This is a genomic window from Roseateles chitinivorans, assembly GCF_050632145.1.
In the GTDB taxonomy this organism is placed as follows: Bacteria; Pseudomonadota; Gammaproteobacteria; order Burkholderiales; family Burkholderiaceae_C; genus Roseateles; species Roseateles chitinivorans_B.
The window spans coordinates 6,244,722-6,270,556 of the sequence record NZ_CP192577.1 but is presented as its reverse complement, the minus strand read 5'-3'; the positions used below and the strand labels follow the sequence as shown (position 1 = coordinate 6,270,556).

Below are 25,835 nucleotides of genomic sequence, written 5' to 3'. Positions count from 1 at the left end.
CGCACCGGGGCGGATTCTCAAATCCGTGTCAAGTCAGTGTCAATTGAGGAACTCCCCGGGGTAGGAAGGCGCGAAGGTGACAAACTCGGGGCATTGACAGGCACAAGCCCGTCCCCATGTAGGGTGCTCCCGCTGTTTATAGAATCGGTTCATGCCATTGTTTGCCCAACAGCCCCCACCCGCGGGACCACCGCCCGGCCCACAGCCGCCGGGTCCGGAGGACGGTGGGAATTCCACCACGCTGGAGCGTGTCGCTCAGAAGACGGAGCCGCCGCGCCTGTACCAGGTGCTGATGCTCAACGATGACTTCACACCGATGGAGTTTGTGGTGATGGTCTTGCAGGAATACTTCCGCCATGACCTGGATACGGCCACCCAGATCATGTTGAAGATCCATCACGACGGTCGTGGCGTCTGCGGTGTATTCACCAAGGACGTCGCGGCCACCAAGGTCGAAATGGTGCTGGCGGCCGCACGGCGCGCCGGTCACCCCCTGCAGTGCATTATGGAGGCCGCATGATTGCGCAAGAGCTTGAAGTCAGCCTGCACATGGCGTTTGTCGAAGCGCGCCAGCAGCGCCACGAGTTCATCACCGTGGAGCATCTGCTGATGGCGCTGCTGGACAATCCGTCCGCGGCAGAGGTGCTGCGCGCATGCGCGGCGAACATCGAAGACCTGCGCAAGTCGCTTGCGCAGTTCATCAAGGAGAACACGCCGACCGTGGGGGCACCGACGAGGTGGACACCCAGCCCACGCTCGGGTTCCAGCGCGTGATCCAGCGCGCGATCATGCACGTCCAGTCGACCGGCAACGGCAAGAAGGAAGTGACCGGCGCCAACGTGCTGGTCGCGATCTTCGGCGAGAAGGACTCCCACGCCGTCTACTACCTGCACCAGCAGGGCGTGACGCGTCTGGACGTCGTCAACTTCATCGCCCACGGCATCAAGAAGAGCGAGCCGCCCGAACCCCCGAAGGGTCCGGAAGGCAACGGCGCCGAGTCCGAGCGCGAGGAAGGCGAAGGCGGTCAGGGCCAGGGCGGCGGCAAGGGCAGCCCGCTCGAGCAGTTCACCCAGAACCTCAACCAGCTCGCCCGCGACGGCAAGATCGATCCGCTGATCGGCCGCGAGCTCGAGGTCGAGCGCGTGGTGCAGATCCTGTGCCGCCGCCGCAAGAACAACCCGCTGCTGGTCGGCGAGGCCGGTGTGGGCAAGACCGCGATCGCCGAGGGCCTGGCCTGGCGCATCACCGAGGGCCAGGTGCCCGACGTGCTGGCCGAGGCGGTGGTCTATTCGCTGGACATGGGCGCGCTGCTGGCGGGCACCAAGTACCGCGGCGACTTCGAGCAGCGCCTCAAGGCGGTGATCAAGCAGCTCAAGGACCAGCCCGGCGCGATCCTGTTCATCGACGAGATCCACACCCTGATCGGCGCCGGCGCGGCGTCGGGCGGCACGCTGGACGCGAGCAACCTGCTCAAGCCCGCGCTGTCCTCGGGTCAGCTCAAGTGCATCGGCGCGACGACCTTCAGCGAGTACCGCGGCATCTTCGAGAAGGACGCGGCCCTGTCGCGGCGCTTCCAGAAGGTCGACGTGGTCGAGCCGACCGTCGACCAGACCGTCGAGATCCTCAAGGGCCTGAAGTCGCGCTTCGAGGAGCACCACAGCGTCAAGTACGCGCTGACCGCCCTGCAGGCGGCGGCGGAGCTCTCGGCCAAATACATCAATGACCGTCACCTGCCCGACAAGGCGATCGACGTCATCGACGAGGCCGGTGCCGCGCAACGCGTGCTCCCGAAGAGCAAGCAGAAGAAGACGATCACCCGCGCGGAGGTCGAGGACATCGTCGCCAAGATCGCCCGCATCCCGCCGGCCTCGGTGTCGTCGGACGATCGCGGCAAGCTCAAGAGCCTGGACCGCGACCTGAAGAGCGTGGTCTTCGGCCAGGATCCGTCCATCGACGCGCTGGCCGCGGCCATCAAGATGGCGCGCTCGGGCCTGGGCAAGCCGGACAAGCCGATCGGCTCCTTCCTGTTCAGCGGCCCGACGGGCGTGGGCAAGACGGAAGTCGCCAAGCAGCTGGCCTACATCCTGGGCATCGAGCTGATCCGCTTCGACATGTCCGAGTACATGGAGCGTCACGCCGTCAGCCGCCTGATCGGCGCGCCTCCGGGCTACGTGGGCTTCGACCAGGGCGGCCTGCTGACCGAGGCGATCACGAAGAAGCCGCACGCGGTGCTGCTGCTCGACGAGATCGAGAAGGCGCATCCGGACGTCTTCAACGTGCTGCTGCAGGTCATGGACCACGGCACGCTGACCGACAACAACGGACGCAAGGCCGACTTCCGCAACGTGATCATCATCATGACCACGAACGCGGGCGCGGAGGCGATGAACAAGTCCACGATCGGCTTCACGACCAAGCGCGAGCAGGGCGACGAGATGGCCGACATCAAGCGCCTGTTCACGCCGGAGTTCCGCAACCGCCTGGACGCGATCGTCAACTTCGGCGCGCTGAACGAGGACATCATCCTGCGCGTGGTGGACAAGTTCCTGCTGCAGCTCGAGAGCCAGCTGGCCGAGAAGAAGGTCGAGGTCACCTTCAGCGACGCGCTGCGCAAGCACCTCGCCGCCAAGGGCTTCGATCCGCAGATGGGCGCGCGGCCGATGCAGCGCCTCATCCAGGACACCATCCGTCGCGCGCTGGCCGACGAACTGCTGTTCGGCCGCCTGATCGACGGCGGCCGCCTCAGCGTGGACGTCGACGACAAGGGCGAGGTCCAGCTGGACATCACGCCCAACAAGAAGGACAACAAGCCCAAGTCCGAGCCGGCGACGGCCGACTGAGTCCGGCGCTGACATAAGATCCCCGGCGTGCCCGCAAGGCGCGCCCGGCCTCCGAAGGCCGCTGCGGCAACCGCCTCAGCGGCCTTTGTTTCGTCCGGAAGGCGCGCAACCAGGAGGAGACCCATGACAAAGATCGAGCATGCCGCGACCGCCGGGGCGCGGCGCGGCGCGTCGGCCGCGCTGATCAGGTTGGTCGCGCTCGCCGCGCTCGTCGCGGCGACGCCTGCATCGGCCCGCGGCGACCTGGACTGGTACCGCCAGAACCCCGAGCCCGTGGTGCAGCGCACGCCGGTGAGGGACGCGGCCCTGACGCTCGCGCCCGGCGAGGGCGTGGTCTCGCTGGCCGTGTCCCGGCTGGAGCCGGTGGCCGCCCTCGCGCTGTCGGGCTCCGGCGGCCGGACGCGGCTGGCGCTCTGGGACCTGCGGGCGCCGGACAGGCTCGCGCCGCTGATCCTGCCGGACCCCGGTCCGGACGGTGGCATCTCCGCGGTCGCCTTCCATCCGACGAAGCCGCTGCTCTACGCCTCGGTGAAGGTGAAGGACCAGTGGCAGCTCAAGGAGCTGGACCTCAAGACCTGGCGCTGGACCGTGCCGGCGGTCGCGCGTTCGGCGTTGCCGTTCAACGACCTGCGGGTCTCGCCGCTGCCGTTCACCGTCATGCCGGGCGGGGATGCGCATCGGCTCTACTTCTCGATCCAGCTGCCGGGCAGCGGTGTCGGTACCGGGTCGGTGGCGACCACCGGCCATCAGTACTACCGGTTCTACGGACCGAAGGCCTTGCCGGTCGCCGCGCGTTCGAGCGTGGCACCGCTGCGCGACGGCGAGGAGCGCGCGCTGCCCTTCACGGACGACGTCTCGGCACGGCCGGTCTCGCTCCACCCGCAGGGCACGCGCCTGGTGCTGCAGAACGGCGCGGGCTGCTGGATCGAGCTCTCGCACGCAGCCGACAACTGGGGGCCGGGCGAGGCGACGACCCGGCTGCGCCAGGCCTTCCCGAGGAAGCTGGCCTGCGGACCGGGCGAGGGCGAGTTCCTGCCCAACGGGCTGGGCTGGATCCATTGGCGGCCCAACGAGCCGGGCGTGACGCTGTCGATCGGCGACGCGACGGCGACTCTGGCCGGAGACCTGAAGTTCGCCGCCGCGCCACGCCTCAGCGCCGACGGGACGGTGCTGGTCGGCGTGACGGCTGCGCCGGCGGCTCCTGCGGCTCCGGTGGCGCCGGCCGGTGCTTCGCAAGTCCTGACCCTGCGCGCGAGACCGGTGACGATCGCGCTGGCCGACGTGGTCAATGCCGGCCTGCTGACCACCGATGCCGAACTGCGGCTGGCGGCGCGGCACGACGGCCTGCTGACGCGCGAGTCCTACGAGCAGATGCACCTGTTCTACGACGTCGAGAACTATGCGACGAACTCGATCGCCGACGACCCCGCCTATCCCTACCTGGTGACGACCGACCTGTTCTGGGAGCTGTTCTCGGCGGCCTACGAGAACCTGTTCACCGTGTCGGAGGACGAGACCGCGATCCCCGCCTTCACGGAGGCGGTGCGCCTGCTGCGGGCGCGTGTCGCCGACGGCACGATGGCGCCGGGACCCTTGGCGGAGAAGGTCCTGCTGGCCGCGGCGCTGATGGACCCCGACGACCGCAGCGACGCGGTGCGGGCGGCGATGGCCGATCCCGAGTACCAGCCGCGCGGCAGCTACCAGCGCTCGCCGCTGGCGTCGCGCTACTTCACCGCGATGCGGATGCTGACCTTCGCCAAGCGCCGGCCCGGATCGACGGCCGACGAGGTGGGCGATCCGGAGGCGAGCGAGGCAGCCGAATGGGCCAGGATGCCGGAGACGGTGCGCGCGCCGCTGCGGCGCTGGGTCGGCTGCTATCTGCCGTTCATCGCCGGCACGCGCGGCGACACCTTCTTCCCGGTGGGCGCGTCGGTGCCGTCGTACGCGAAGCATCCGCTGACGAAGAAACGCCTGTTCCCGCTGAGCTGGGGCCTGGACAACGAGGTCCTCGACCGCGTGGTGCTCCATCGTGAACGGGAGGGGCGCGAGCGGGTGCAGCGGCCGTTGCCGAGCGGCCTCGACATCGCCACCGTGTTCGGCAACGCGCTGGCGCGCTCCGTGCTGGTGGGCGAGTTCTCGAAGGTGGCCAACTACCAGGCGCAGATCGACGAGCTCTCCGCGCTGTACCAGGCGGAGCGGGCCTCGCCGGCGCTCAACGACGGCCTCTACAACGCGTGGTTGCAGGCCCTGGCGGTGCAGTGGGCCTCGCGGGCGCCGATCCCCGGCACGCGCGGCCCGGCCTTGTGGGATGCCAAGCGGCTGCAGACCGGCCTCGCCTCGTGGGCGACGCTGCGGCACGCGACGCTGCTGGTCAACGACAAGTCCGGCGCCGAAGGCGGCGAGGGCGGTCCGACCTTCGAGTACCTCGTGCGCCGTCCGCCGCGCGGCTCGGTCGAGCCCGATCCGGACACCTTCCTGGCGATCGCGGGCCTGTTCGAGCGCGCGCAGGGCGTGCTGGAGACCGTCTCCGTGGACTGGCGCTCGCGCCCCGCGCAGGCGCTGCGGGACGGCGTGCGCCAGACGCTCGTCGAGTCGCGCGACCTGGTCCGCGAGTTCGCCCGCATGGCGCGCTCGGTGCGCGACGGCACGCCGCTGAGCGACGAGGACGCCATCGAGATCCAGGCGGTGGGCGGCTCGATGGAGCACCCCTACCTGGTCTTCAAGAGCGCGCAGTCGAAGCGCGCCTCGGAGAAGGATCCCTACGGCCTGTCCGATCCGGAGCCGGTGGCCAAGGTGGCGGACGTCGCCGACAACAGCGTGACCGGGCAGACGCTGCTGGTCGGCGTGGGCGCCGTCGGCGGCTGGCAGCAGGTGATGCCGTTCAACGGACTCCGGCAGTTGTCCAAGGGCGCCATCTACAGCTACCGGGAAACCGTGCAGCCCGCGCCGATCGACGACCGGCAATGGCGCACGCTCGAGCCCAAGCTGCCGGTGCCGGAATGGCTGCGGGCCTACACGGCGCCCGCGGGCACGACCGCGTCGGTGCCCAAGCCCGGGCGATGAGGCGGCATCCGACGCCGCCTCGCATCGGCCAGGTACGGCGGCGCGTTGCGGCCGCTGCGGCCCTGATCGCCTGTCTGCCGGGATCCGCGCTGGCGGGTGACGCGGATCAAGTGACAACGACCCGCATCACCTTCGCGGGCGATGTGATGCTGTCGCGTCTCGTCGGCGGTGCGCTGCGCCGCGCGGCGGGCGGCCCGACGCCGTGGCAGCCGCTCGCGCCCAAGGAGGAACTGGGCGTCCTGGTCGGCAACTTCGAAGGCGCCATCGGCGAGCCCGGCGACTGTCCGCCCGGACAGTCGCTCTGTTTCGCCACCGAGGCGGCCTGGCTGGCGACGGCACGGGCCGCCGGGTTCGACGTGCTCGGCCACGAGAACAACCATGCCGGCGACACCGGCCCCGACGGCCGCCGGCGCACGCGCGAGGCGATCGCGCAGGCCGGCATGACGCCGTTGAGCTTCGACGACGGTCCCGCGTTCCTCACGATCGGCGGCCGGACGCTGGCCATCGTGTCGCTGAGCCGCCTGGCTTCGGCGGACCGGGACCCTCAGCGCTTCGACGTCGCGCTCGAACAGCAGATGGCGACCGCCAGGCAATTGGCCGATGCCGTCGTCGTCTACGTCCATTGGGGAACGGAGCTGGCGGGTTGGCCCTCGCGGGCGCAGTACGAGGACGCGGCGCGGCTGCAGGCGCTGGGCGCGGACGTGATCGTCGGCCATCATCCGCACGTCGTGCAGCCGCCGGAATGCATCGAGGGGCGCCCCGTGTTCTTCTCGCTCGGCAACCATGTCTTCGACCAGAAGTATGCCGAGGCGAAGTCGGGGCTGCTGGCGCAGTGCGGCTGGACCGACGCGGGCGGATTGAGCTGCACCGGGCTGCGAACGGCGATGGCGAACGGCGGCTTCTTCCCTCAGCTCACGGGAGCACGCCTGCCGGTGTGTGCCGCGCCACCGCGGGCACGTCTGACGATCGCCGGCACCGCGATCTCTGCCGGTGCGTGGCGGGTCGTGGACGGATCGGTGCGTCAGACGCTGCGCTTCAGGCCCGCGCAGGGCGCGGCGTTCGAAGCGGTGGTCGGCCGGGTGCGCCGCGCGCAGCCCATGTCCCTGGATCGCATCCAGGCGGAGGCGCCCGGCCATGCCGGGACCGGGCTGCTGCTGATCGAGGACCGCTATTCCAACCTCGACAGGCGCGTCGCGCCGCGACCGTACGTCTATGCGGTGGACCCACCCACGCCACAGGGCGGTCCGGGGCGGCTGCGCGCGCTGTGGCGCGGTTCCGCGCTCGCGTATCCGTTGATCGATGCGGTCGTGATGCCGTCGTCGTCGCCCGCGGGCGGGGAGTTCCTCTGCGCGTTGCACGAGGCCAGTTCCTTCCTGGCCGGTCCCGTGATCACCGACCCCGCATCGCCGGCAGCGCCGCTGACGCTGGCCTATCGCTGGAACGGCTTCGGTTTCTCGCGCGCGCCGGCACCGTCGGATCAGGATGATTGCGCGGCGAGGTATCGCGACGTGACGCAGCGCTGACACGCGCCGCGGCGGTCCTCACTCGTGTGCCGGGTCTTGCCTGAAGAAGCCGGCGAAGAGCCGGTACAGCTGCGGCTGTTCGGCGAGCAGCTCGCGCGGCGCGACGAAGAAGGCCTCGACGGCGACGGCGAAGAACTCCTCCGGGGCTTCCGCGCCGTACGGATCGATGAGCGTCGCAACGCCGGCATCGACCTGGTCGCAGAACCAGTGCCACTCGGCTTCCATCGTCGCACCCCACTGCCGACGCAGCGTGGGATCATCGATGGTCGGCGCGCCGTCGGGCTCGCCGTCACGCATGTCGAGCACATGCGCGAACTCGTGGATGACGACGTTGTAGACGGAGTCGTGACCCTCGACGCGGTCGACGGCATCGGGCGAGACCTCGCTCCAGGCGAGCATCAGCGGCCCGCCTTCCATCGCCTCGCCGGCGAGCGTCTCGTCGTATTCGTGGACGACGCCGTCCTCGTCCATCGTCTCGCGCGCGGCGACGACCTCGCCCTCATGCATCACGATGCCGACGAAGCCGTCGTACCAGTCGAGTCCGAGGCGCAGCACCGGCAGGCAGGCCTGCGCGGCAACCGCCACCGCGACCTCGTCGGTGACCTCGAAGCCGTTGGCGCCGTGGAACTCCTTCGCCGACAGGAAGAGCGAACAGAGCCGGCGCAGCTCGGCCCGATCGGCCTCGCTGCGGCGGGCGACGAAGGGGTACTGCGCGAGCGTGAACTCCCACAACGGATCGGGGATCGCGTACTGGTCGAGCAGCTTGCGCTCGCGGCGGTCGCGCCAGCGTTGGAGCAGGTCGCCGATCATGAGGCGATGACGACCTCGGTCGCCGAGGTCATCGGGGCGATGCGGCGAAGGCCGCCGGCGTCGATCACGAGCACGTCACCGCGGCCAGGACCGTGGTCGTAGTCCCAGTCGGACAGCACGGCGCGCGTGAGCCCTTGGCCGAGATCGTGGACCGCCGGCCGGTGCGTGTGGCCGTGGATCAGCGTGTCGCAGCCCGACGCGCGCAGCCAGTCGCGCGCCGCGTCGTCATCGACGTCCGCCCAGGTCGACGGGTCGGATTGATGCATCCGGCTTTTCGCCCGCAGATGGCGCGCGAGGGCACGTCTGGCGAACAGCGGCATCGCGCGCAGCGCCGCCAGCACGTCGGGTCGGCGCACGATCGCGCGCGCCTTCAGGTAACCGACGTCGCCCAGGCAGAGCTGATCGCCATGGCTCAGCAGCCAGGAGCGTCCGAAGGCATCCAGCCGCGCCGGATCGTCGAGCAGCCGCATGCCGGCATCCGCCGCCATCGCCTCGCCGAGCGCGAAGTCGCGGTTGCCATGCAGGAAGAAGAGGGATTTGCGCGAGGAGACCTCGCGCAGCAGATCGAGCACGGACTGCTCGAAGGTGCCGGCCTGCCAGCGCGCGTCGTCGCCGATCCAGGCCTCGAAGATGTCGCCGAGCAGGAAGACCGCGTCGGCGGGCGTTGCCGCCAGGTGGGCGCGGCATCGCGCCAGCGTCCCCGGCATGTCCGGCGACAGGTGCAGGTCGGACAGCAGGTCGATCCGCCGCCATCCGTCCGCCGCCCGCAGCGGTGCCAGCGGCACCACCGCGCGAGGCAGCGGGAAGGCGGCGGACCCGGGGCTCACTCGACCGCGACGGCGCGCTCGATGATGACCGGATCGACCGGCACATCGTCATGGAAGCCCGAGCGGCTGGTCTTGACCTTCTCGATCTTGTCCACGACGTCCTGGCCGCCGACGACCTTGCCGAACACCGCATAGCCCCAGCCCGACGGGCTTTCGCTCTTGAAGTTCAGGAAGTCGTTGTCGACCGTGTTGATGAAGAACTGGGCGCTCGCCGAATGCGGCGCGTTCGTGCGCGCCATCGCGATCGTGTACTTGTCGTTCTTCAGGCCGTTGTTGGCCTCGTTCTGGATCGGGGCGTCGGTCGGCTTCTGCTTCATGCCTTCCTCGAACCCGCCGCACTGGGCCATGAAGCCCTTGATGACGCGGTGGAAGATCGTGCCGTCGTAGTGGCCCTTGGCCACGTAGGCCAGGAAGTTCTCGACGCTCTTGGGGGCCTTGGCCTCATCCAGTTCCAGCGTGATCAGACCCTGGTTGGTGTGCAGTTCGACTTTCTTGCTCATGTCGTCAACTCCTTATTTCTCGACGGTCGCCTTGTTGATCAGGACGGGGGTGTTGGGCAGGTTCTGGAACGCCGGGTTCTTCGGCGACGGCGCGGTCGGCACCGCGCGGATCTTGTCGACCACGTCCATGCCCTCGGACACGTAGCCGAACACCGCGTACCCACGGCCGTCGGACGCGTAGCCCGGATCCAGCGCCGGGTTGTCCACGGTGTTGATGAAGAACTGCGAGGTCGCCGAATTCGGGTCGCTGGTGCGCGCCATCGCGATCGAGCCGCGGATGTTCATCAGGCCGTTGCCGGCCTCCAGCGGGATCGGCGCGCGCGTCGGACGCTGCTTCAGGTCGGCCGTGTAGCCGCCGGTCTGGATCATGAAGTCGCCGATGACGCGATGGAAGATCACGCCGTTGTAATGGCCGGCCTTCACGTAGGCGAGGAAGTTGGCGACCGACTTGGGCGCCTTCTCCGCGTCCAGCTTGATCGTGATGTCGCCGGCGGTGGTGCTCAGCTTGACCGTCTGGGCCTGGGCGAACGAGGCCGCGAGGCCCAGCACGGCGGCGCCGGCGGCGAGCAGGAGTTGGGATGTCCGCATGGTCCTGGTGTCTGTGTGGAGATCGTTGGGGGAGGGCGGGGCGATGTTTCAGGCGGTGCCCGGGGACGCGCCGTCGGCGCGCCGCCCGCGATCATCGCGCCTGGCTGCCCTTGGCGTTGTTGAACGCTGTGACGCGTTGCAACTTGACCTTCAGCGCGGTGTCGTCGCCGAGCGCCTGCTTCAGCGCGCGTTCGTAGGACTGCTGGGCCAGCCGCATCATCACGTCACCCATGTTCTCCTGGGCCTGCGCATGGTCGGGCTGCAGGTCCAGCGCACGGGTGAGCGCCTGGCGGGCCGCCTCGTACTCGCCGCGCGCGGCGTGGATGACGGCCAGGTTGTTGTACGGATCGGCCAGGTCGGGGAAATCCTCGGTCAGGCTGGTGAAGATGGCGCGGGCGCGTTCGAGCTGCTGCTGCTCGAGCAGCATCGTGCCGAGCGCGAAGCGCAGGCGCGGATCGTCGGGCGTGGCCTTCAGGCCGGCCTCGGCGGTCTGGATCGCCTGGTCGCGTTTGCCGGCGGCCCACTGGGCCTGCGCGTCGTCGAGCGTCGCGGCCTGCGTCAGGGACGCGCCGGCCAGCGCCAGGGCGACACAGCCGTGGCGGATCAGGGCGGGAAGGGACGGAAGTCTTGGCATGGGGTCGGGCCGGTATACTGCCGGGCATTCTAGAGCGAGCTTTCATCCCGCGCTCGCCTCCCGGCCGGGTCTCCGGCCCACCCGCACCGCACCGCCGAATGCGCCGATACTCGCGACCCGTCGCCGGTGCGGCGCGAGTACCGTATGTCCTCCTTGCGCATCTACAACACGCTGGACCGCCAGCTCCAGGATTTCCAACCGATCGAGCCGGGCAAGGTCCGCATGTACGTCTGCGGCATCACGGTCTACGACCTGTGCCACATGGGCCATGCGCGCATGAACATCGCGTTCGACGTCGTCTACCGCTGGCTGAAGGCCAGCGGCTTCGACGTCACGTACGTCCGCAACATCACCGACATCGACGACAAGATCATCCGTCGCGCGCTGGAGCGTGGCATCACGATCGGCCAGCTGACCAGCGACACGATCGCCGCGATGCACCGCGACTTCGACGCGCTGGGCATCGCCAAGCCGACGCATGAACCGCGCGCCACCGAGTACGTCCCGCAGATGCTGGACATCATCGGCAAGCTCGAGACCCAGGGCCTGGCGTACCAGGCCGACGGCGGCGGCGACGTGAACTACGCGGTGCGCAAGTTCGACGGCTACGGCAAGCTCAGCGGCAAGTCGCCGGACCAGCTGCGCGCCGGCGAGCGCGTCGCGGTCGACGACGGCAAGCGCGATCCGCTGGACTTCGTGCTGTGGAAGTCGGCCAAGGCCGACGAGCCGGTCGAGGCCAAGTGGGCCAGCCCCTGGGGCGAAGGCCGCCCGGGCTGGCACATCGAGTGCTCGGCCATGAGCTGCGCGCTGCTGGGCGAACGCTTCGACATCCACGGCGGCGGCATGGACCTGCAGTTCCCGCACCACGAGAACGAGATCGCGCAGAGCGAAGGCGCCCTGGGTCATCCCTTCGTCAATTACTGGCTGCACAACGGCTTCCTGAACATCGACGGCGAGAAGATGTCCAAGAGCCTGGGCAACTTCTTCACCATCCAGGAAGTGCTGGAGAAGTTCGACGGCGAGTCGATCCGCTTCTTCATGCTGCGCACGCAGTACCGCAGCCCGTTCAACTTCAGCGACGTCAGCCTGGACGACGCACGCACCGCGCTGCGCCGCCTGTACACGGCGCTGGACGCGGTGGCGCCGGCAGACGTGACGATCGACTGGACGCACGGTCCGGCCGCGGCCTTCAAGGCCGCCATGGACGACGACTTCAACACCCCCGGCGCGCTGGCGGTGCTGTTCGAACTGGCGAACCAGGTCAACCGCGACCGCTCCGCCCAGGACGCCGGCCTGCTGAAGGCGCTGGGCGGCGTGCTGGGCGTGCTGCAGCAGACGCCCAAGGCCTTCCTGCAAGCCGGCGCGGGCCTGGACGAGGCCGCGATCGACGCCCAGATCGCCGCGCGCGCCGCCGCCAAGGCGGCCCGTGACTTCGCCGAGGCCGACCGCATCCGCAAGTCGCTTGCCGAACAGGGCATCGAGCTGAAGGACTCCCCGACCGGCACGACCTGGGTCCGTGCATCGAAGGTGGGAGAGCAGGCCTGATGGCGCGTGTGGCGACTGCCGGGGTGACCCCGGACTACTGGGACGAGGCCTGCAGACACCTGAGCAAACGCGATCGGGTGATGAAGAAGCTGATCCCGCAATTCGGCGAGGCGCGGCTGCAGAGCCGCGGCGACGCGTTCACGACGCTGGCGCGTTCGATCGTCGGACAGCAGATCTCGGTGAAGGCGGCGCAGGGCGTCTGGGACAAGTTCGCCGAGCTGACCTCGGGACCGTCCAACCGCATCAAGCCGACCGAGGTGCTGGGGCTGGAGAAGACCGCGCTGCGGGCCGTGGGCCTGTCGGTACGCAAGGTCGAGTACCTCAGCGACCTGGCGCAGCATTTCGAGACGGGACAGGTCCATGTGCGCCAATGGGCGCAGATGGAAGACGAAGCCATCATCGACGAGCTGGTCGCGATCCGCGGCATCGCCCGCTGGACGGCGGAGATGTTCCTGATCTTCCACCTGATGCGGCCGAACGTGCTGCCGCTGGATGATGCGGGACTGCTGAAAGGCATCAGCCAGCATTACTTCAGCGACGAGCCGGTGTCGCGCGCGGAGGCCCGAGAGCTGGGCGAGGGCTGGGCCCCGTATCGCTCGGTGGCCACATGGTACATTTGGCGGAGCCTCGATCCGCTACCCGTGGATTACTGAGAATGAGCAAGAAACACTTCCTCGAATTCGAGCAGCCGATCGCCGAGCTCGAAACCAAGATCGACGAGCTGCGCTACGTGCAGAGCGAGTCCGCGGTGGACATCTCGGAAGAGATCGACCGCCTCGGCAAGAAGAGCCTGCAGCTCACGAAGGACATCTATTCGAATGTCCTGCCGTGGCAGGTCTATCAGGTCGCGCGTCATCCGCAGCGTCCGCAGACGCTGGACTACTGCGCCGAAGTCTTCACCGAGTTCGAAGAACTGCACGGCGACCGCCACTTCGCGGATGACGCCGCGATCGTCGGCGGTCTCGCCCGCTTCAACGGCCAGGCCTGCATGGTCATCGGCCATCAGCGCGGTTCCGACGCGAAGGAGCGCACGCTGCGCAACTTCGGCATGCCGCGTCCCGAGGGCTACCGCAAGGCGCTGCGCCTGCTGAAGCTGGCCGAGAAGTTCGGCCTGCCGGTGTTCACCTTCATCGACACGATGGGCGCGTACCCCGGCATCGGTGCCGAGGAACGCAGCCAGTCCGAAGCCATCGGCCGCAACATCTTCGAGATGGCGCAGCTGGAAGTGCCCATCATCGCGACGGTCATCGGCGAGGGCGGCTCCGGCGGTGCGCTGGCGATCGGCGTGGCCGACCAGGTGCTGATGCTGCAGTTCTCGGCCTATTCGGTGATCTCGCCGGAAGGCTGCGCGTCCATCCTGTGGAAGACGGCGGCGCGAGCCCCCGAGGCCGCCGAGGCGCTGGGCATCACCGCGCACCGCCTGAAGGCGCTGGGCCTGATCGACAAGATCGTCAGCGAGCCCGTCGGCGGCGCGCACCGCGATCCGAAGCAGATGGCGTCCAGCCTGAAGCGCGCGCTCGGCGACGCGCTCCGCCAGGTCTCCGACCTGAAGACCAAGGAACTGCTGGACCGCCGCTATGAGCGTCTCCAGGCCTATGGTCGATTCAGCGACACCAAGAGCCGCTGATCTGCGCTCCGACGCCGGCGCAGAAGCCGGTGCCTCTACCGGTGAGCAGCCTGGCGCTGAAGCCGGCTCCGACGAAGCCTCCCGCCGCGTGATTGCGGTCGCCACCAGTGGCGGCCGCGATTCGACGGCGCTCCTCCACGCCACCGCCGTTGCCGCCCGTCCGCTCGGGCTGCACGTGGTGGCGTTGCACATCCATCATGGACTGAGCAAGCACGCCGACGCGTGGCTGGCGCATCTGCAGGCGCAGGTTGAAGGCTGGGCGGCGGAAGGCTTGCCGGTGTCGCTCATGCACGAGCGGCTGGACGGCGCGCCTGGACCCGGCGACAGCATCGAGGCCTGGGCCCGCGCCGGACGACACCGGGCGCTGCAACGCCTGACCCTCGCCGCCGGCACCGACCTGCTGCTGCTGGCGCACCACCGGCGCGACCAGGCGGAGACCTTCCTGCTGCAGGCCCTGCGCGGTGCTGGCGTGGCGGGTCTGTCCGCGATGCCGCGCACGCAGTGGCGTGATGGCGTGTGCTGGGCGCGTCCCTGGCTGGATCGTCGACGCGAGTCCATCGAGGCCTACGTCGCTGAACACGGCTTGAGCTTCATCGAAGACGACAGCAACGGCGATGCGCGTTTCGCGCGGAACCGGCTTCGCCTGGAGGCGTGGCCCGCGCTGACCGCAGAGGCCCCTGGCGCGGAGGCCGCGCTGGCGCAGGCCGCCGCGTGGGCGCAGGAAGCCGCCGAACTGCAGCGCGAGATCGCTGAGGAAGACCTCGCCCGCTGGTCCGATGACGACGGCTTGTCGCAGGCGATGCTGCAGGAGCTCAGCGCGGCGCGCGCGTCGAACGCGCTGCGTGCATGGCTGAACCTCGCGACGGGTCGGACCGCGCCCGCGACGCTGATCCGTCGCGTGATGGCGGAAGGGCCGGCCGCGACCGTGGCGCGCTGGCCGCTGGGCGACACCGAACTGCACCTCTATCGCGGCAGGTTCTTCGTGCAGGCGCCGCCGCTGGTGCGGCGGCCCGCGCGTGCCGAAGCGCTGCCCGCCTCGTTGCTGGGGCTCGGCATCGCCGCAGCGACGGCCGGCGCGGAAGCGACGCTCCGGATCGATCTCTCGCAACCCGGACGACACCCGGTGGCTGCATGGGGCGGCGCTTTCCATGTCGAACCCGTGACCACGGGGGCGTTGCGCTTTCTGCGCTCAGCAATGTCGAGTTGCGCCCGCGCGAAGGCGGCGAGCAGTTCCAGGCCCACGCCAAGGGCATGGCGCGCGCGCTCCGCAAATGCTGGCAGACCGCCGGAATCCCCGCTGTCCAGAGGGAAGGACCGCTGATCCACGTCGACGGACGGCTGCTGTTCGCGCCCGGTCTGGGCATCGACGCACGGTGGATCGCACCGGCGGGTGAAGCACAAATGGCGCTGCGATGGGTGTCCGATGCATGCGGATCCCGCATGGGCAGCGACGTTGCGGGCAAGGGCGCGTCTTAGAATCGCCGATCCACCCGCAGCAGGCCTTTGACACTCCCATGGCATTGATCGTTCACAAGTACGGCGGCACCTCGATGGGGTCGACCGACCGCATCCGCAACGTGGCCAAGCGCGTCGCCAAATGGGCGCGGGCGGGACACCAGATGGTGGTGGTCCCCTCGGCGATGAGCGGCGAGACCAACCGCCTGCTCGGCCTGGCCAAGGAGCTGTCGCCCGGCAGCTCGTCGCCCTCGCTGATGCGCGAGCTCGACATGATCGCCTCGACCGGCGAGCAGGTCTCCGTCGGCCTGCTGGCGATCGCGCTGCAGGCCGAGGGCATGGACGCCGTCAGCTACACCGGCTGGCAGGTCGGCGTGTCGACCGACAACTCCTACACCAAGGCCCGCATCGAGAGCATCGACGACGCGAAGGTCAAGGCCGACCTCGACGCCGGCCGCGTGGTCGTCATCACCGGCTTCCAGGGCGTGGACGAGGACCGCAACATCACGACGCTGGGGCGCGGCGGCTCGGACACGTCGGCGGTGGCGATCGCCGCGGCGATCAAGGCCGACGAATGCCTGATCTACACCGACGTCGACGGCGTCTACACGACCGATCCGCGTGTCGTGCCCGAGGCGCGCCGCATGAGCACCATCAGCTTCGAGGAGATGCTGGAGATGGCCTCGCTCGGCTCCAAGGTGCTGCAGATCCGCTCGGTGGAATTCGCGGGCAAGTACCGCGTCCCGATGCGCGTGCTGAGCAGCTTCACGCCCTGGGACATCGACATCGACGAAGAAGCCAAGTCCGGCACCCTGATCACTTTTGAAGAGGACGAACAAATGGAACAAGCCGTCGTCTCCGGCATTGCCTTCAACCGCGACGAGGCCAAGGTGACGCTGCTCGGCGTGCCGGACAAGCCGGGCATCGCGTTCCAGATCCTGGGCCCGGTGGCCGACGCCAACATCGACGTCGACGTGATCATCCAGAACGTGTCGCAGGACGGGAAGACGGACTTCTCGTTCACCGTGCACCGCAACGACTACCAGCGCGCGATGGAGCTGCTGGAGCAGGTCGTCGGACCGGCGGTGCAGGCCGCCAAGGTGACCGGCGACCAGCGCATCTGCAAGGTGTCGATCGTGGGCATCGGCATGCGCTCGCACGTGGGCGTGGCGTCGAAGATGTTCCGCTCGCTCTCGGAAGAGGGCATCAACATCCAGATGATCACGACCAGCGAGATCAAGACCTCCGTCGTCATCGACGAGAAGTACATGGAGCTGGCCGTGCGCGCGCTGCATCGCGCGTTCGACCTGGACCAGGACATCGAGGCCTGAGCCTCGGAGAGGGATCCGGAGCGCGGATGTCGCGCGGCGAGATGATGATTCGGCCGGAGTTTTGGTCGAGGGGTCAAAAAGCCATGCTATAGTCGCTGCTTCTCCGGTTGGAGACGTGACCGAGTGGCCGAAGGTGCTCCCCTGCTAAGGGAGTATGTGGGCAAAACCTGCATCGAGGGTTCGAATCCCTCCGTCTCCGCCAACCAGATGTGAAACCCCCGCAGCGCAAGTTGCGGGGGTTTTTGCATTCCGGGTTGCGAATGCATTCCAGACTGCTGCGGTGGGTCAGGAAAACTTTCAGCGGTCGCTGGGCGATGTGTCCTAAAGTCATCGCATGTACACGCCCAAGCACTTCGACCTGCCGGACCTGTCGCATGCCCGGCTGATGATCCAGGAACATCCGCTGGCCACGCTGATGCTGATCGATCCGACGCACGGCCTGTCGGCGACACCGGTGCCGATGATCTGGGGCGCGCCGACCGATCCCGCCGACGGCGAGGGCTGGTGGCTCGAAGGCCACCTGGCACGCGCGAACCCGCATGTGGCCGCGCTGAAGTCGGAAGCGCTGGGCGAGGTGCTCGTGCAGTTCAACGGCCCGGGCGCGTACATCTCGCCGAGCCACTACGACACGCCGCTGTCGGTGCCGACGTGGAACTACCTGACCCTGCAGGTCCATGGCCGCGTGCAGATCATCGACGAGGAGCACGACAAGGATGCGCTGCTCAAGCGTCTGATCGCCACGCAGGAACCCGATTACGCCGCGCAATGGCGCGGGCTGCCGGAAGACTTCCAGCGCAAGATGCTGGGCGCGATCGTCGGCTTCCGCGTGCCGGTGGCGCGCTGGACGATGAAGGCAAAGATCAGCCAGAACCGCAGCGCCGTCGAGCGCGAGCGCATCCTGGCACATCAGGAGCACCACGGCTCGCTGGAGGAACAGATCCTCGCGAGATGGGTGAGGGAGCTCGCACCGCGCTGAACGAGCGGATCGTTCACGGGGGCAGGTCTTGCCCCTTTCAGTCAACGAGTTGATCAAAACGAAGGCCCGCTGCAAGCGGGCCTTCTCCTTGTCGAGCGATGCGGCTTTGAAGCCGCCGCCGATCACATGCTCACGTAGTTCGGCCCGCCGCCGCCTTCCGGCGTGACCCAGACGATGTTCTGCGTCGGGTCCTTGATGTCGCAGGTCTTGCAGTGCACGCAGTTCTGCGCGTTGATCTGCAGGCGCTCGACGTTGTCGTCGGCCTTCACGAACTCGTAGACGCCGGCCGGGCAGTAACGGGCCTCGGGGCCGGCGTACTTCGCCAGGTTGACCTGCACCGGCACGCCGTTGTCCTTCAGCGTCAGGTGGGCCGGCTGGTTCTCCTCATGGTTCGTGTTGGACACGAACACCGACGAGAGCCGGTCGAAGGTCAGCTTGCCGTCGGGCTTCGGATAGCTGATCTTGGGCATCTCCGACGCGGGGCGCAGGTAGACGTGATCGGGCTTGTCGCGATGCAGCGTCCACGGCGGGCTCTTGATGCCGAGCTTGGGCAGCAGCCATTGCTCGATGCCCGTCATCAGCGTGCCGACGGTGTTGCCCTTCTTGAACCAGGTCTTGAAGTTGCGCGACTGGTCCAGCTCCTCGCGCAGCCAGCTCTTCTCGAAGGCGGCGGGATAGGCGCTCAGCTCGTCGAAGGAACGGCCCGCGGCCAGCGCCTCGGCGATGGCGTCGGCGCACATCATCCCGGACTTGATCGCGGCGTGGCTGCCCTTGATGCGCGCGGCGTTCAGGTAGCCGGCGTCGTCGCCGACCAGCGCGCCGCCCGGGAAGACCTGCTTGGGCAGGCTCAGCAGGCCGCCGGCGGTGATCGCGCGGGCGCCGTAGCCCAGGCGCTTGCCGCCCTCGATGTGCTTGCGGATCGCGGGGTGCGTCTTCCAGCGCTGCATTTCCTCGAAGGGCGACAGCCACGGGTTCTTGTAGTCGAGGCCGACCACGAAGCCCAGCGTCACCTTGTTGCCTTCGAGGTGGTACAGGAAGCCGCCGCCGTAGGTCTCGCTGTCCATCGGCCAGCCGGCGGTGTGCACCACCAGGCCGGGCTGCGCCTTGTCGGCCGGCACTTCCCACAGCTCCTTGATGCCGATGCCGTAGGTCTGCGGGTCCTTGCCCGCGTCCAGCTGGTACTTCGCGATCAGCTGCTTGCCCAGATGGCCGCGCGCGCCTTCCGCGAAGATCGTGTACTTGCCGTGCAACTCCATGCCGAGCTGGAAGCCCTCGTGCGGCTCGCCGTCCTTGCCGACGCCGACGTTGCCCGTGGCCACGCCCTTGACGCGGCCCTGCTCGTCGTAGACGACCTCGGCGGCGGCGAAGCCGGCGAAGATCTCCACGCCCAACGCCTCGGCCTGCTGCGCCAGCCACTTCGTGACGTTGCCCAGCGAGATGACGTAGTTGCCGTGGTTGTGGAAGCAGCCCGGGATCAGGAATTGCGGCGTGGCCTTCGCGCCCGTCTCGGACAGGAACAGCACCTCGTCGCCGGTGACCGGCTGGCCCAGCGGCGCGCCGAGCTCCTTCCAGTTCGGGAACAGCTCGGTGAGCGCGCGCGGATCCATGACCGCGCCGGACAGGATATGCGCGCCGGCCTCCGAGCCCTTCTCGAGCACCACCACCGAGATCTCCTGACCCTTCTCCGCGGCGATCTGCTTGAGCCGGATCGCGGTCGCAAGACCGGCGGGGCCGCCGCCGACGACCACGACGTCGTAGTCCATGCTGTCGCGCGGACCGTACTGGGCGATGAGTTCTTCGGAGGTCATGGTCATCCTTGCTCGTTCTAGTCGGAGTCCTGGCCTTGACCGTGCGGATCGGCGGGGGCCGGCTCGCTGTCTGGCTGGGGCGGTTTGCGGCGCATTCTAGCCGCGTGAAGGGAAAAAGAACGGTCGTGCTATTTATGAAATAGAGAGGCCGGTCGACTGCGCGACGCCGTCCGACCGATCGCCGCGCGATGTCCGCTCGGCGTGACCCGAACGGGAGTGCCTCGTCCCGGGCACGCGCCGTACCATGGGCCGCGATTCAATCCATTGACGGAGCCTCCATGAGCATTCACGTTCAACGCGACAAGACCGGGCCGATGCGCCAGACGGTGAGCATCCGCAGCCATGTGCTGACCGCCGACCAGTCGGTCGAGGGCGGCGGCGAGGACGCCGGTCCCGACGCGCACGAGCTCTACGACGCCGCGCTGGCGTCGTGCAAGGCGCTGACGGTGCTCTGGTACGCGCGGCGCAAGGGCATGGCGCTGGAGGACGTGCTGGTGGACGTCGAGCGCGACGGCTCGCAGGAGCGGCAGGGGCTGTACAAGCTGAAGGCGTCCTTGACCTTCGTCGGCAACCTGAGCGACGAGGAGCGCCAGCAACTGCTGGCCGTGGCCGACAAGTGCCCGGTGCACAAGCTGATGACGCAGGTGACGACGGAGATCGAGACGGTGATGGCCGGCTGATCACCGGCTGAGGCCGGCGTCATCGTGGGGCGGGTCTTGCGTGCTATCGTGACCGGCACCTGTCCGGTCACACGAGAAGTTTTGCGAGAGACCTTGCCATGAGCTACAGCATCGATCTGGAGGGCCGCGTGGCCCTCGTCACGGGCGCGTCCAGCGGATTGGGCGCGCAGTTCGCCAGGACCCTGGCGAAGTCGGGCGCCTGCGTGGTGCTGGCGGCCAGACGCGTGGACCGCCTGAAGGACCTGCGCGCGGAGATCGAGGCCGGCGGCGGCGACGCGCACGTGGTGCAGATGGACGTCACCGACCTGGAGAGCATCGCCGCGGCGGTGGCGCGGGCGGAGACCGAGGTCGGCACGCTGGACATCCTGATCAACAACTCCGGCGTCAGCACGACGCAGCGGCTGGTCGACGTGTCGCCGGAGGATTTCGACTACGTGATGGACACGAACGTGCGCGGCGCGTTCTTCGTCGCGCAGGAAGTGGGCAAGCGCATGCTGGCGCGGGCCCGCGGCGCCGCGCCGGGCACGTACACGGGCGGCCGCATCGTCAACATCGCGTCGATGGCGGGGCTGCGGGTGCTGTCGCAGATCGGCGTCTATGCGATGAGCAAGGCGGCGGTCGTGCACATGACCAAGGCGATGGCGCTGGAGTGGGGCAAGTTCGACATCAACGTCAACGCCATCTGCCCCGGCTACATCGACACGGAGATCAACCACCACCACTGGCAGACCGACCAGGGTCGCAAGCTGGTGGAGCTGCTGCCGCGCAAGCGCGTGGGCACGCCGCAGGACCTGGACACGACGCTGCTGATGCTGTGCGCGAAGGAAAGCCGCTTCATCAACGGCGCGATCATCCAGGCGGACGACGGATTCGGAGTTTGAGGAAAGAAGCGAGCCGATGGCTGTGAGAGAACTGAGCGCGCTCGAAGCGCGCGTGCTGGCGGTGCTGGTGGAGAAGGAGTCCACGGTGCCGGACAGCTACCCGATGTCGCTGAACAGCCTGACGCTGGGCGTGAACCAGAAGACCGCGCGCGATCCGGTGATGAACGCGAGCGAGTCGGATGTGGCGGCGGTGCTGGACGAGTTGAAGGCGATGAGCCTGGTCAACAGCGTCAGTGGCAGCCGCGTGGCGCGCTTCGAGCACAACATGAAGCGGGTGCTGGGCGTGCCGGGACAGGCGGAAGCGCTGCTGACGGTGCTGATCCTGCGCGGTCCGCAGACCTCGGCGGAACTGCGCCTGAACTGCGAGCGCATCCACCGTTTCGCGGACGTGTCGTCGGTGGAGGGATTCCTCGACGAACTCGCGGCGCGCGAACCCGCGCTGGCGGTGAAGCTGGCGAAGGCGCCCGGCGCGCGCGAGGCGCGATGGGCGCATCTGCTGAGCGGCGAGCCGGCGGTGCCGGTGTACGTGGCGTCGGCTGCGTCGTCGTCGAGCGCCAGTTCGTCATCGAACAGCGCGCGCGACGAAGAGATCGCCGCGCTGCGCGCCGAGGTCGATCAGTTGAAGGCGATCGTCGCCCGCATCCAATCGGAACTCGGTATTTCCGACTGACTGCCGATTGGGCTGGCCCTCAGTTCCTCCCCGCCATCACCCCACCGTCCACATCCCACACCGCGCCGGTGACCCAGCTGGCCTTGTCCGACAGCAGGAACGCGACGGTCTCGGCCACATCCTGCGGTGTTCCGATGCGTCCGATCGGGTGGAAGCCGTTGAAGCCCTGCAGCGCGCCGTGGACCTCGTCCTTCGGGATGAAGCCTTCATAGATCGGCGTCTGCACGACGGCCGGGGACACCGCATTGACGCGGATGCCCTTGGATGCCAGCTCCATCGCCAGATGCTGCGTGAGCGCATGCAGGCCGGCCTTGGCCATCGAGTACGCCGACGACGGCGTCGCCGCGATGGCCTGCTTCGCCCACATCGAGCCGATGTTGACGATCGCACCTGAACGGCCGGCGGCGATCATGTTGGCGGCGACCTTCTGAGTGATGAAGAAGAAAGCCTTGTTCAGCGCCATGTACTGCTCGTAGTCGGCGTCGCCATGCTCGAGGAAGGACTTGGGGAAGAACACGCCGGCGGCGTTGACGAGCAGGTCGATGTCGCGATGCCGGGCGTCGATCGCCGCGATCAGCGCGGCGCGGCCGTCGTTGCTGGTCAGGTCGGCGGTCAGCGCGGTGACCGGGCCCAGGGCGGCGAGGGCCTGGCGCGCGGCCTCCGTCTTGTCGGGCCGATGGCCCACGATGACGGCGCTGCCGCCGCCGGCGAGCACGAGGCGCGCCGTCTCCAGTCCCATGCCGCTCGTGCCGCCGACGACCAGCAGCGTCCTGCCCTTGAATGCTTGGCTCATGAAGTCTCTCCGCCCGCGTCGCGGGCTCGTGTGAAGAAGGCAGACGGAGAGAAAAGCTTTCCTGTCTGCGCCGGAGACGGATTCTTCAGAGACCTGTCATGAGCGACAAATCAGTTAATGTGTCCTGGTGGAATAGAAAAACTATGCCGAGGCGGCGAACGACCGGGAGGCTAGTTCCCGCGCCACGTCGGCTTCCTGCGCTCCGTGAACGCCGCGACGCCTTCGCGGAAGTCGGCGCTCCCGTAGCACTGCCGGATCAGGTCATCGACGTCGGGCAGATCGTTGGAGGTCAGCCGCCTCAGGATCTCCTTGCTGACGGCCTGCGTGACCGGCGCCAACTGACTCAGCGACTGGCAGAGCGCGTCGCGCGCGGCGTCGAGTTCCGCGTCGGCGCAGACCGCGTGCAGATAGCCGCAGGCCAGCGCCTCCTCGGCGCGCAGCGACTCCGCCAGCAGCAGCATGCGTCGCACGCGCTGCTGTCCCCATGCCGCCTGCAGCCGCGCGATGTTGGCCGCGGACAAGGTGTTGCCCAAGGTCCTTGCGATGGGCACGGCGAACTTCGCCTCTGGCGTCGCGATGCGGAAGTCGCAGGCCGTGGCGATCGCCAGTCCGCCGCCGACCGCCCAGCCTTCGATCACCGCGATCGTGGGCATCGGGAGTTGCTCGATGAGCTGGATGCCTTGGTCGATGCGCTGCTCGTAGGCGACGCCGTCATCGCCGCCATAGTCCCCGCTTCGGAAGGCGAGGAACTGCGCGATGTCCGTGCCCGCGACGAACGCCTGGCCACCCGCGCCGCGGAACACCACGACGCGGATCTCCCGATCCCGCGCGAGCGCCTCGCAATGCGCGGCGAGCTGTCCGTACATCTCCCAGGTCATCGCATTGCGGGCCTCGGGCCTGTCGAAGGTGATCGTCGCGATCGCGCCCTCGCGGCTCAGTCGAGTGGCACCTTGGCTCGTGCTTCCGCCAAGCGTCTTGTTCGAGCCCTCGCTCATGCGTTCGCCTTCACGCGCTTCTCGCCGAACGCGCCGGCCTCCGCCAGCGCGCGCAGCTCCGTCGCGCCGATGCCGTACTCCGCCATCACCTCGTCGATGTGCTGCCCCAGCAGCGGCGGCGGATGCCGCACCTCCTGCGGCGTGCCCAGCAGCTTCACCGCGAAGCCGATGTTGGGCACGCTGCCTTCGATCGGGTGCTCGATCTCGATGCGCATCTTGCGATGCTGGCCATGCTCGCTGTTGAAGGCTTGCGGATAGGTCAGGATGGGACCCGCCGGAATGCCGGCGGCCAGCATCCTGTCGATCCAATGCTCGGTGGTGTCTTCCGCGAAGCTGCGTTCCAGCGATTCGATCAACTCCTCGCGATTCGCGAGCCGCAACGCCACGGAGCCGAAGCGCTCCTCCGCCAGCAGGTCGGGACGCTCCAGCAGCGTGCAAAGCTTCGTCCACAGCTTCTGATTCGTCGCGCCCATGACGAAGTAGCCGTCCGACGCCTTCACCGCCTGGTACGGCGCGCTCATGCGGTTGGAGGTGCCCAGCGGTGTCGGCTCGCGGCCGGTGCCCCAGTACTCGCAGGTGTCCCAGATGGAGAACGCCAGCGCCGAGTCGAACAGCGACGCGTCCACGTACTGCCCGCGTCCGGTGGCTTTCGCGCCGATGTAGGCGGACAGCGCGCCATAGACCGCGAACAGCGCGCAGCCGATGTCCGCCACCGGCACGCCCGCCTTGACCGGCGGGCCGTCGGCATAGCCGGTCACGCTCATCACGCCGGACATCGCCTGAGCCATCAGGTCGAAGCCGGGCCGTTCCGACCACGGCCCCGATTGCCCGAAGCCGGAGATGCTCACGTACACCAGCGCGGGGTTGATCGCGCTGAGCGACTCGTAATCCATCCCCAGCCGCTTCATCGCACCGGGGCGATAGTTCTCCAGCAGGATGTCGGCCTCCCGGACCATGCGGCGCAGCACCTCCTTGCCGGCCTCGGACTTCAGGTCCAGCGTCACGCTGCGCTTGTTGCGGTTCATGTTCAGGAAGCCCATGCTGTCGGGTCCCTTCATCTTGAATCCCATCGCGCCGCGGGTCTGATCGCCTTCCGGCGGCTCGATCTTCACGACGTCGGCGCCGAGGTCGGCCAGCAGCATGCAGGCATAGGGGCCGGCCATCACCTGGGTGATGTCGAGGACGCGCACCCCCTGGAGCGGCAACGGTCGGGTCGATGCGGGCGATTCAGTCGATTCAGTCGATGCGGTGGTCATCGGTACTCCCTTCAGGCTTCGACGCGGACGTTCGCGTCCTTCACGACCTTCGCCCACTTCGTGCACTCGGCCTGGATGTAGGCGCCGAATTTCTCGCTGCTGCCGCCGGCGTCCTCCGCGCCGAATTCATCGAGCTTCGCGGCGATCTCGGGCAGCGCGAGCACCTTGTTCACGTCCTGGTTCATGCGCTGGACCATCTCGGCGGGCATGCCCTTGGGCCCGACCAGGCCGTACCAGGACGCGGCGTCCAGGCCGGGGCAACCGGACTCCGCCAGCGTCGGGACGTTGGGGTAGCTCTTCGCGCGCTTGACGCGGGTCTGCGCGATCGCGGTGACCTTGCCCTGCTTGATGAAGGGCGTGGCCGCGGTCATCGTGTCGAAGGCGAAATCGATCTGGCCGCCCATCAGGTCGACCAGCAGCGCGGACGAGCCCTTGTAGGGCACGTGCGTGGCCTTGACCTTGGTGGCGAGCATGAACATCTCCAGCGCCAGGTGTTGCGCCGAGCCGATGCCCGAGGAGCCGAAGGAGACCTGACCCGGCTTGCTGCGGCAGAGCTCGACGATCTCCGGCACCGTGCGCACCTTCTGCGTGTCCACGCAGGTGAGCACGTTAGGCGTGACGCCGACCATGACGATGGGGGAGAAGTCGCGGCGCGGGTCGTACTTGACGTTGGTCATCAGCGCCGGCGCGATGGCGTTGCTGTTGACGTGGGCCATCAGCAGCGTGGTGCCGTCGGCCGGCTGCTTGGCGACGTAGTCCGCCGCGATGACGCCGGTGGCGCCGGGCTTGTTCTCGACCAGCACCTGCGTGCCCCACATGACGCTGAGCTTCTGCGCGAGCACGCGTGCCAGCACGTCGGTGCCGCCGCCGGCGGCGAAGCCGACGATGATCCGGATGGGTGTCGTGGGCAGCGGGGCCGCGCGCACGACGGTGGGCATGAGCGAAGGGAGGGCGAGGGCGCTTATCCCGGCACAGGTGAAGGTTCTGCGGCGCATCGTTGTCTCCTGTCGTCGTTGTCGTTGGATCTGTGGGG

Annotated in this window: 23 protein-coding genes, 1 tRNA gene and 1 pseudogene; 15 read left to right on the top strand and 10 right to left on the bottom strand. The window is 68.4% G+C overall.

Annotated features, from left to right (window positions below; all coding sequences use genetic code 11):
* Positions 1-151: 151 nt before the first annotated feature.
* From clpS to ACQ86G_RS28785, 4 genes and pseudogenes are all read left to right on the top strand, one after another.
* Positions 152-520 (top strand): ATP-dependent Clp protease adapter ClpS, encoded by a 369-nt coding sequence (clpS, locus tag ACQ86G_RS28800; protein WP_088405224.1) that lies wholly within the window; start codon positions 152-154, stop codon positions 518-520.
* Positions 517-2,840 (top strand): annotated as a pseudogene (gene clpA, locus ACQ86G_RS28795) (ATP-dependent Clp protease ATP-binding subunit ClpA). The gene clpS and the pseudogene clpA overlap by 4 nt, the downstream one beginning before the upstream one ends.
* A 123-nt stretch (positions 2,841-2,963) precedes the next feature.
* The gene (locus tag ACQ86G_RS28790) at positions 2,964-5,903 is read left to right on the top strand and encodes a DUF3160 domain-containing protein (RefSeq protein WP_431258460.1); all 2,940 of its coding nucleotides are present in this window, start codon (positions 2,964-2,966) and stop codon (positions 5,901-5,903) included.
* A 110-nt stretch (positions 5,904-6,013) separates the two neighbouring features.
* Positions 6,014-7,426: a CapA family protein gene (locus ACQ86G_RS28785; RefSeq protein WP_431258459.1), complete on the top strand. Its 1,413-nt coding sequence runs from the start codon at positions 6,014-6,016 to the stop codon at positions 7,424-7,426.
* Positions 7,427-7,444: 18 nt separating this feature from the next.
* Here the strand turns inward: ACQ86G_RS28785 and ACQ86G_RS28780 are convergent, their stop codons facing one another.
* The 5 genes from ACQ86G_RS28780 to ACQ86G_RS28760 form a co-directional block, all read right to left on the bottom strand.
* Complete coding sequence (locus tag ACQ86G_RS28780) at positions 7,445-8,236, bottom strand: zinc-dependent peptidase (RefSeq protein ID WP_431258458.1); 792 nt, start codon at positions 8,234-8,236, stop codon at positions 7,445-7,447.
* Entirely contained in the window at positions 8,233-9,063 is an 831-nt protein-coding gene (locus tag ACQ86G_RS28775; protein ID WP_431258457.1) for a UDP-2,3-diacylglucosamine diphosphatase, read from the bottom strand. The genes ACQ86G_RS28780 and ACQ86G_RS28775 overlap by 4 nt, the downstream gene beginning before the upstream one ends.
* Complete coding sequence (locus ACQ86G_RS28770; protein ID WP_431258456.1) at positions 9,060-9,563, bottom strand: peptidylprolyl isomerase; 504 nt, start codon at positions 9,561-9,563, stop codon at positions 9,060-9,062. Before ACQ86G_RS28770 ends, ACQ86G_RS28775 begins: the two co-directional genes overlap by 4 nt.
* 12 nt (positions 9,564-9,575) lie before the next feature.
* Positions 9,576-10,151 (bottom strand): peptidylprolyl isomerase, encoded by a 576-nt coding sequence (locus ACQ86G_RS28765; protein WP_431258455.1) that lies wholly within the window; start codon positions 10,149-10,151, stop codon positions 9,576-9,578.
* A 91-nt stretch (positions 10,152-10,242) separates the two neighbouring features.
* The gene (locus tag ACQ86G_RS28760) at positions 10,243-10,785 is read right to left on the bottom strand and encodes a tetratricopeptide repeat protein (RefSeq protein ID WP_431258454.1); all 543 of its coding nucleotides are present in this window, start codon (positions 10,783-10,785) and stop codon (positions 10,243-10,245) included.
* A 144-nt stretch (positions 10,786-10,929) separates the two neighbouring features.
* Here ACQ86G_RS28760 and cysS point away from each other — a divergent pair, with 144 nt between their 5' ends.
* From cysS to ACQ86G_RS28720, 8 genes are all read left to right on the top strand, one after another.
* Positions 10,930-12,330: a cysteine--tRNA ligase gene (gene cysS / locus ACQ86G_RS28755; protein ID WP_431258453.1), complete on the top strand. Its 1,401-nt coding sequence runs from the start codon at positions 10,930-10,932 to the stop codon at positions 12,328-12,330.
* On the top strand, positions 12,330-12,983 hold the full coding sequence (locus tag ACQ86G_RS28750; protein WP_431258452.1) for a DNA-3-methyladenine glycosylase family protein: 654 nt from the start codon (positions 12,330-12,332) through the stop codon (positions 12,981-12,983). Before cysS ends, ACQ86G_RS28750 begins: the two co-directional genes overlap by 1 nt.
* Positions 12,984-12,985: 2 nt before the next feature.
* A complete protein-coding gene (locus tag ACQ86G_RS28745) occupies positions 12,986-13,957 on the top strand; it encodes an acetyl-CoA carboxylase carboxyltransferase subunit alpha (RefSeq protein WP_088405233.1) in 972 nt (323 codons plus the stop codon).
* Between the two features lie 88 nt (positions 13,958-14,045).
* Complete coding sequence (gene tilS, locus ACQ86G_RS28740; RefSeq protein WP_431258451.1) at positions 14,046-15,278, top strand: tRNA lysidine(34) synthetase TilS; 1,233 nt, start codon at positions 14,046-14,048, stop codon at positions 15,276-15,278.
* On the top strand, positions 15,209-15,433 hold the full coding sequence (locus ACQ86G_RS28735) for a TilS substrate C-terminal domain-containing protein (RefSeq protein ID WP_431258450.1): 225 nt from the start codon (positions 15,209-15,211) through the stop codon (positions 15,431-15,433). Before tilS ends, ACQ86G_RS28735 begins: the two co-directional genes overlap by 70 nt.
* Positions 15,434-15,471: 38 nt before the next feature.
* Positions 15,472-16,743, top strand: coding sequence for an aspartate kinase (locus ACQ86G_RS28730; RefSeq protein ID WP_431258449.1), 1,272 nt, complete (start codon positions 15,472-15,474; stop codon positions 16,741-16,743).
* A gap of 109 nt (positions 16,744-16,852) precedes the next feature.
* Positions 16,853-16,945: transfer RNA gene (locus tag ACQ86G_RS28725), tRNA-Ser, on the top strand.
* 132 nt (positions 16,946-17,077) lie between these two features.
* Complete coding sequence (locus tag ACQ86G_RS28720) at positions 17,078-17,719, top strand: FMN-binding negative transcriptional regulator (protein WP_431258448.1); 642 nt, start codon at positions 17,078-17,080, stop codon at positions 17,717-17,719.
* A 122-nt stretch (positions 17,720-17,841) separates the two neighbouring features.
* On the opposite strand, the gene ACQ86G_RS28715 is transcribed toward ACQ86G_RS28720, so the two are convergent.
* Positions 17,842-19,527: an electron transfer flavoprotein-ubiquinone oxidoreductase gene (locus tag ACQ86G_RS28715; protein ID WP_431258447.1), complete on the bottom strand. Its 1,686-nt coding sequence runs from the start codon at positions 19,525-19,527 to the stop codon at positions 17,842-17,844.
* A 278-nt stretch (positions 19,528-19,805) separates the two neighbouring features.
* On the opposite strand from ACQ86G_RS28715, the gene ACQ86G_RS28710 reads away from it, so the two are divergent.
* From ACQ86G_RS28710 to ACQ86G_RS28700, 3 genes are all read left to right on the top strand, one after another.
* Complete coding sequence (locus ACQ86G_RS28710; RefSeq protein WP_431258446.1) at positions 19,806-20,207, top strand: OsmC family protein; 402 nt, start codon at positions 19,806-19,808, stop codon at positions 20,205-20,207.
* 98 nt (positions 20,208-20,305) lie between these two features.
* On the top strand, positions 20,306-21,088 hold the full coding sequence (locus tag ACQ86G_RS28705; protein ID WP_431258445.1) for an SDR family oxidoreductase: 783 nt from the start codon (positions 20,306-20,308) through the stop codon (positions 21,086-21,088).
* 16 nt (positions 21,089-21,104) lie between these two features.
* Positions 21,105-21,758 (top strand): YceH family protein, encoded by a 654-nt coding sequence (locus ACQ86G_RS28700; RefSeq protein WP_431258444.1) that lies wholly within the window; start codon positions 21,105-21,107, stop codon positions 21,756-21,758.
* A gap of 19 nt (positions 21,759-21,777) precedes the next feature.
* On the opposite strand, the gene ACQ86G_RS28695 is transcribed toward ACQ86G_RS28700, so the two are convergent.
* From ACQ86G_RS28695 to ACQ86G_RS28680, 4 genes are all read right to left on the bottom strand, one after another.
* Positions 21,778-22,551 carry an SDR family NAD(P)-dependent oxidoreductase gene (locus tag ACQ86G_RS28695; RefSeq protein WP_431258443.1) on the bottom strand — a complete coding sequence of 258 codons (774 nt, stop codon included), beginning with the start codon at positions 22,549-22,551 and terminating at the stop codon, positions 21,778-21,780.
* Between the two features lie 170 nt (positions 22,552-22,721).
* Positions 22,722-23,546, bottom strand: a complete 825-nt coding sequence (locus ACQ86G_RS28690) for an enoyl-CoA hydratase/isomerase family protein (RefSeq protein ID WP_431258442.1) — start codon at positions 23,544-23,546, stop codon at positions 22,722-22,724.
* Positions 23,543-24,802 (bottom strand): CaiB/BaiF CoA transferase family protein, encoded by a 1,260-nt coding sequence (locus ACQ86G_RS28685; protein WP_431258441.1) that lies wholly within the window; start codon positions 24,800-24,802, stop codon positions 23,543-23,545. The genes ACQ86G_RS28690 and ACQ86G_RS28685 overlap by 4 nt, the downstream gene beginning before the upstream one ends.
* Positions 24,803-24,813: 11 nt before the next feature.
* The gene (locus tag ACQ86G_RS28680) at positions 24,814-25,797 is read right to left on the bottom strand and encodes a Bug family tripartite tricarboxylate transporter substrate binding protein (protein WP_431258440.1); all 984 of its coding nucleotides are present in this window, start codon (positions 25,795-25,797) and stop codon (positions 24,814-24,816) included.
* Positions 25,798-25,835 lie beyond the last annotated feature (38 nt).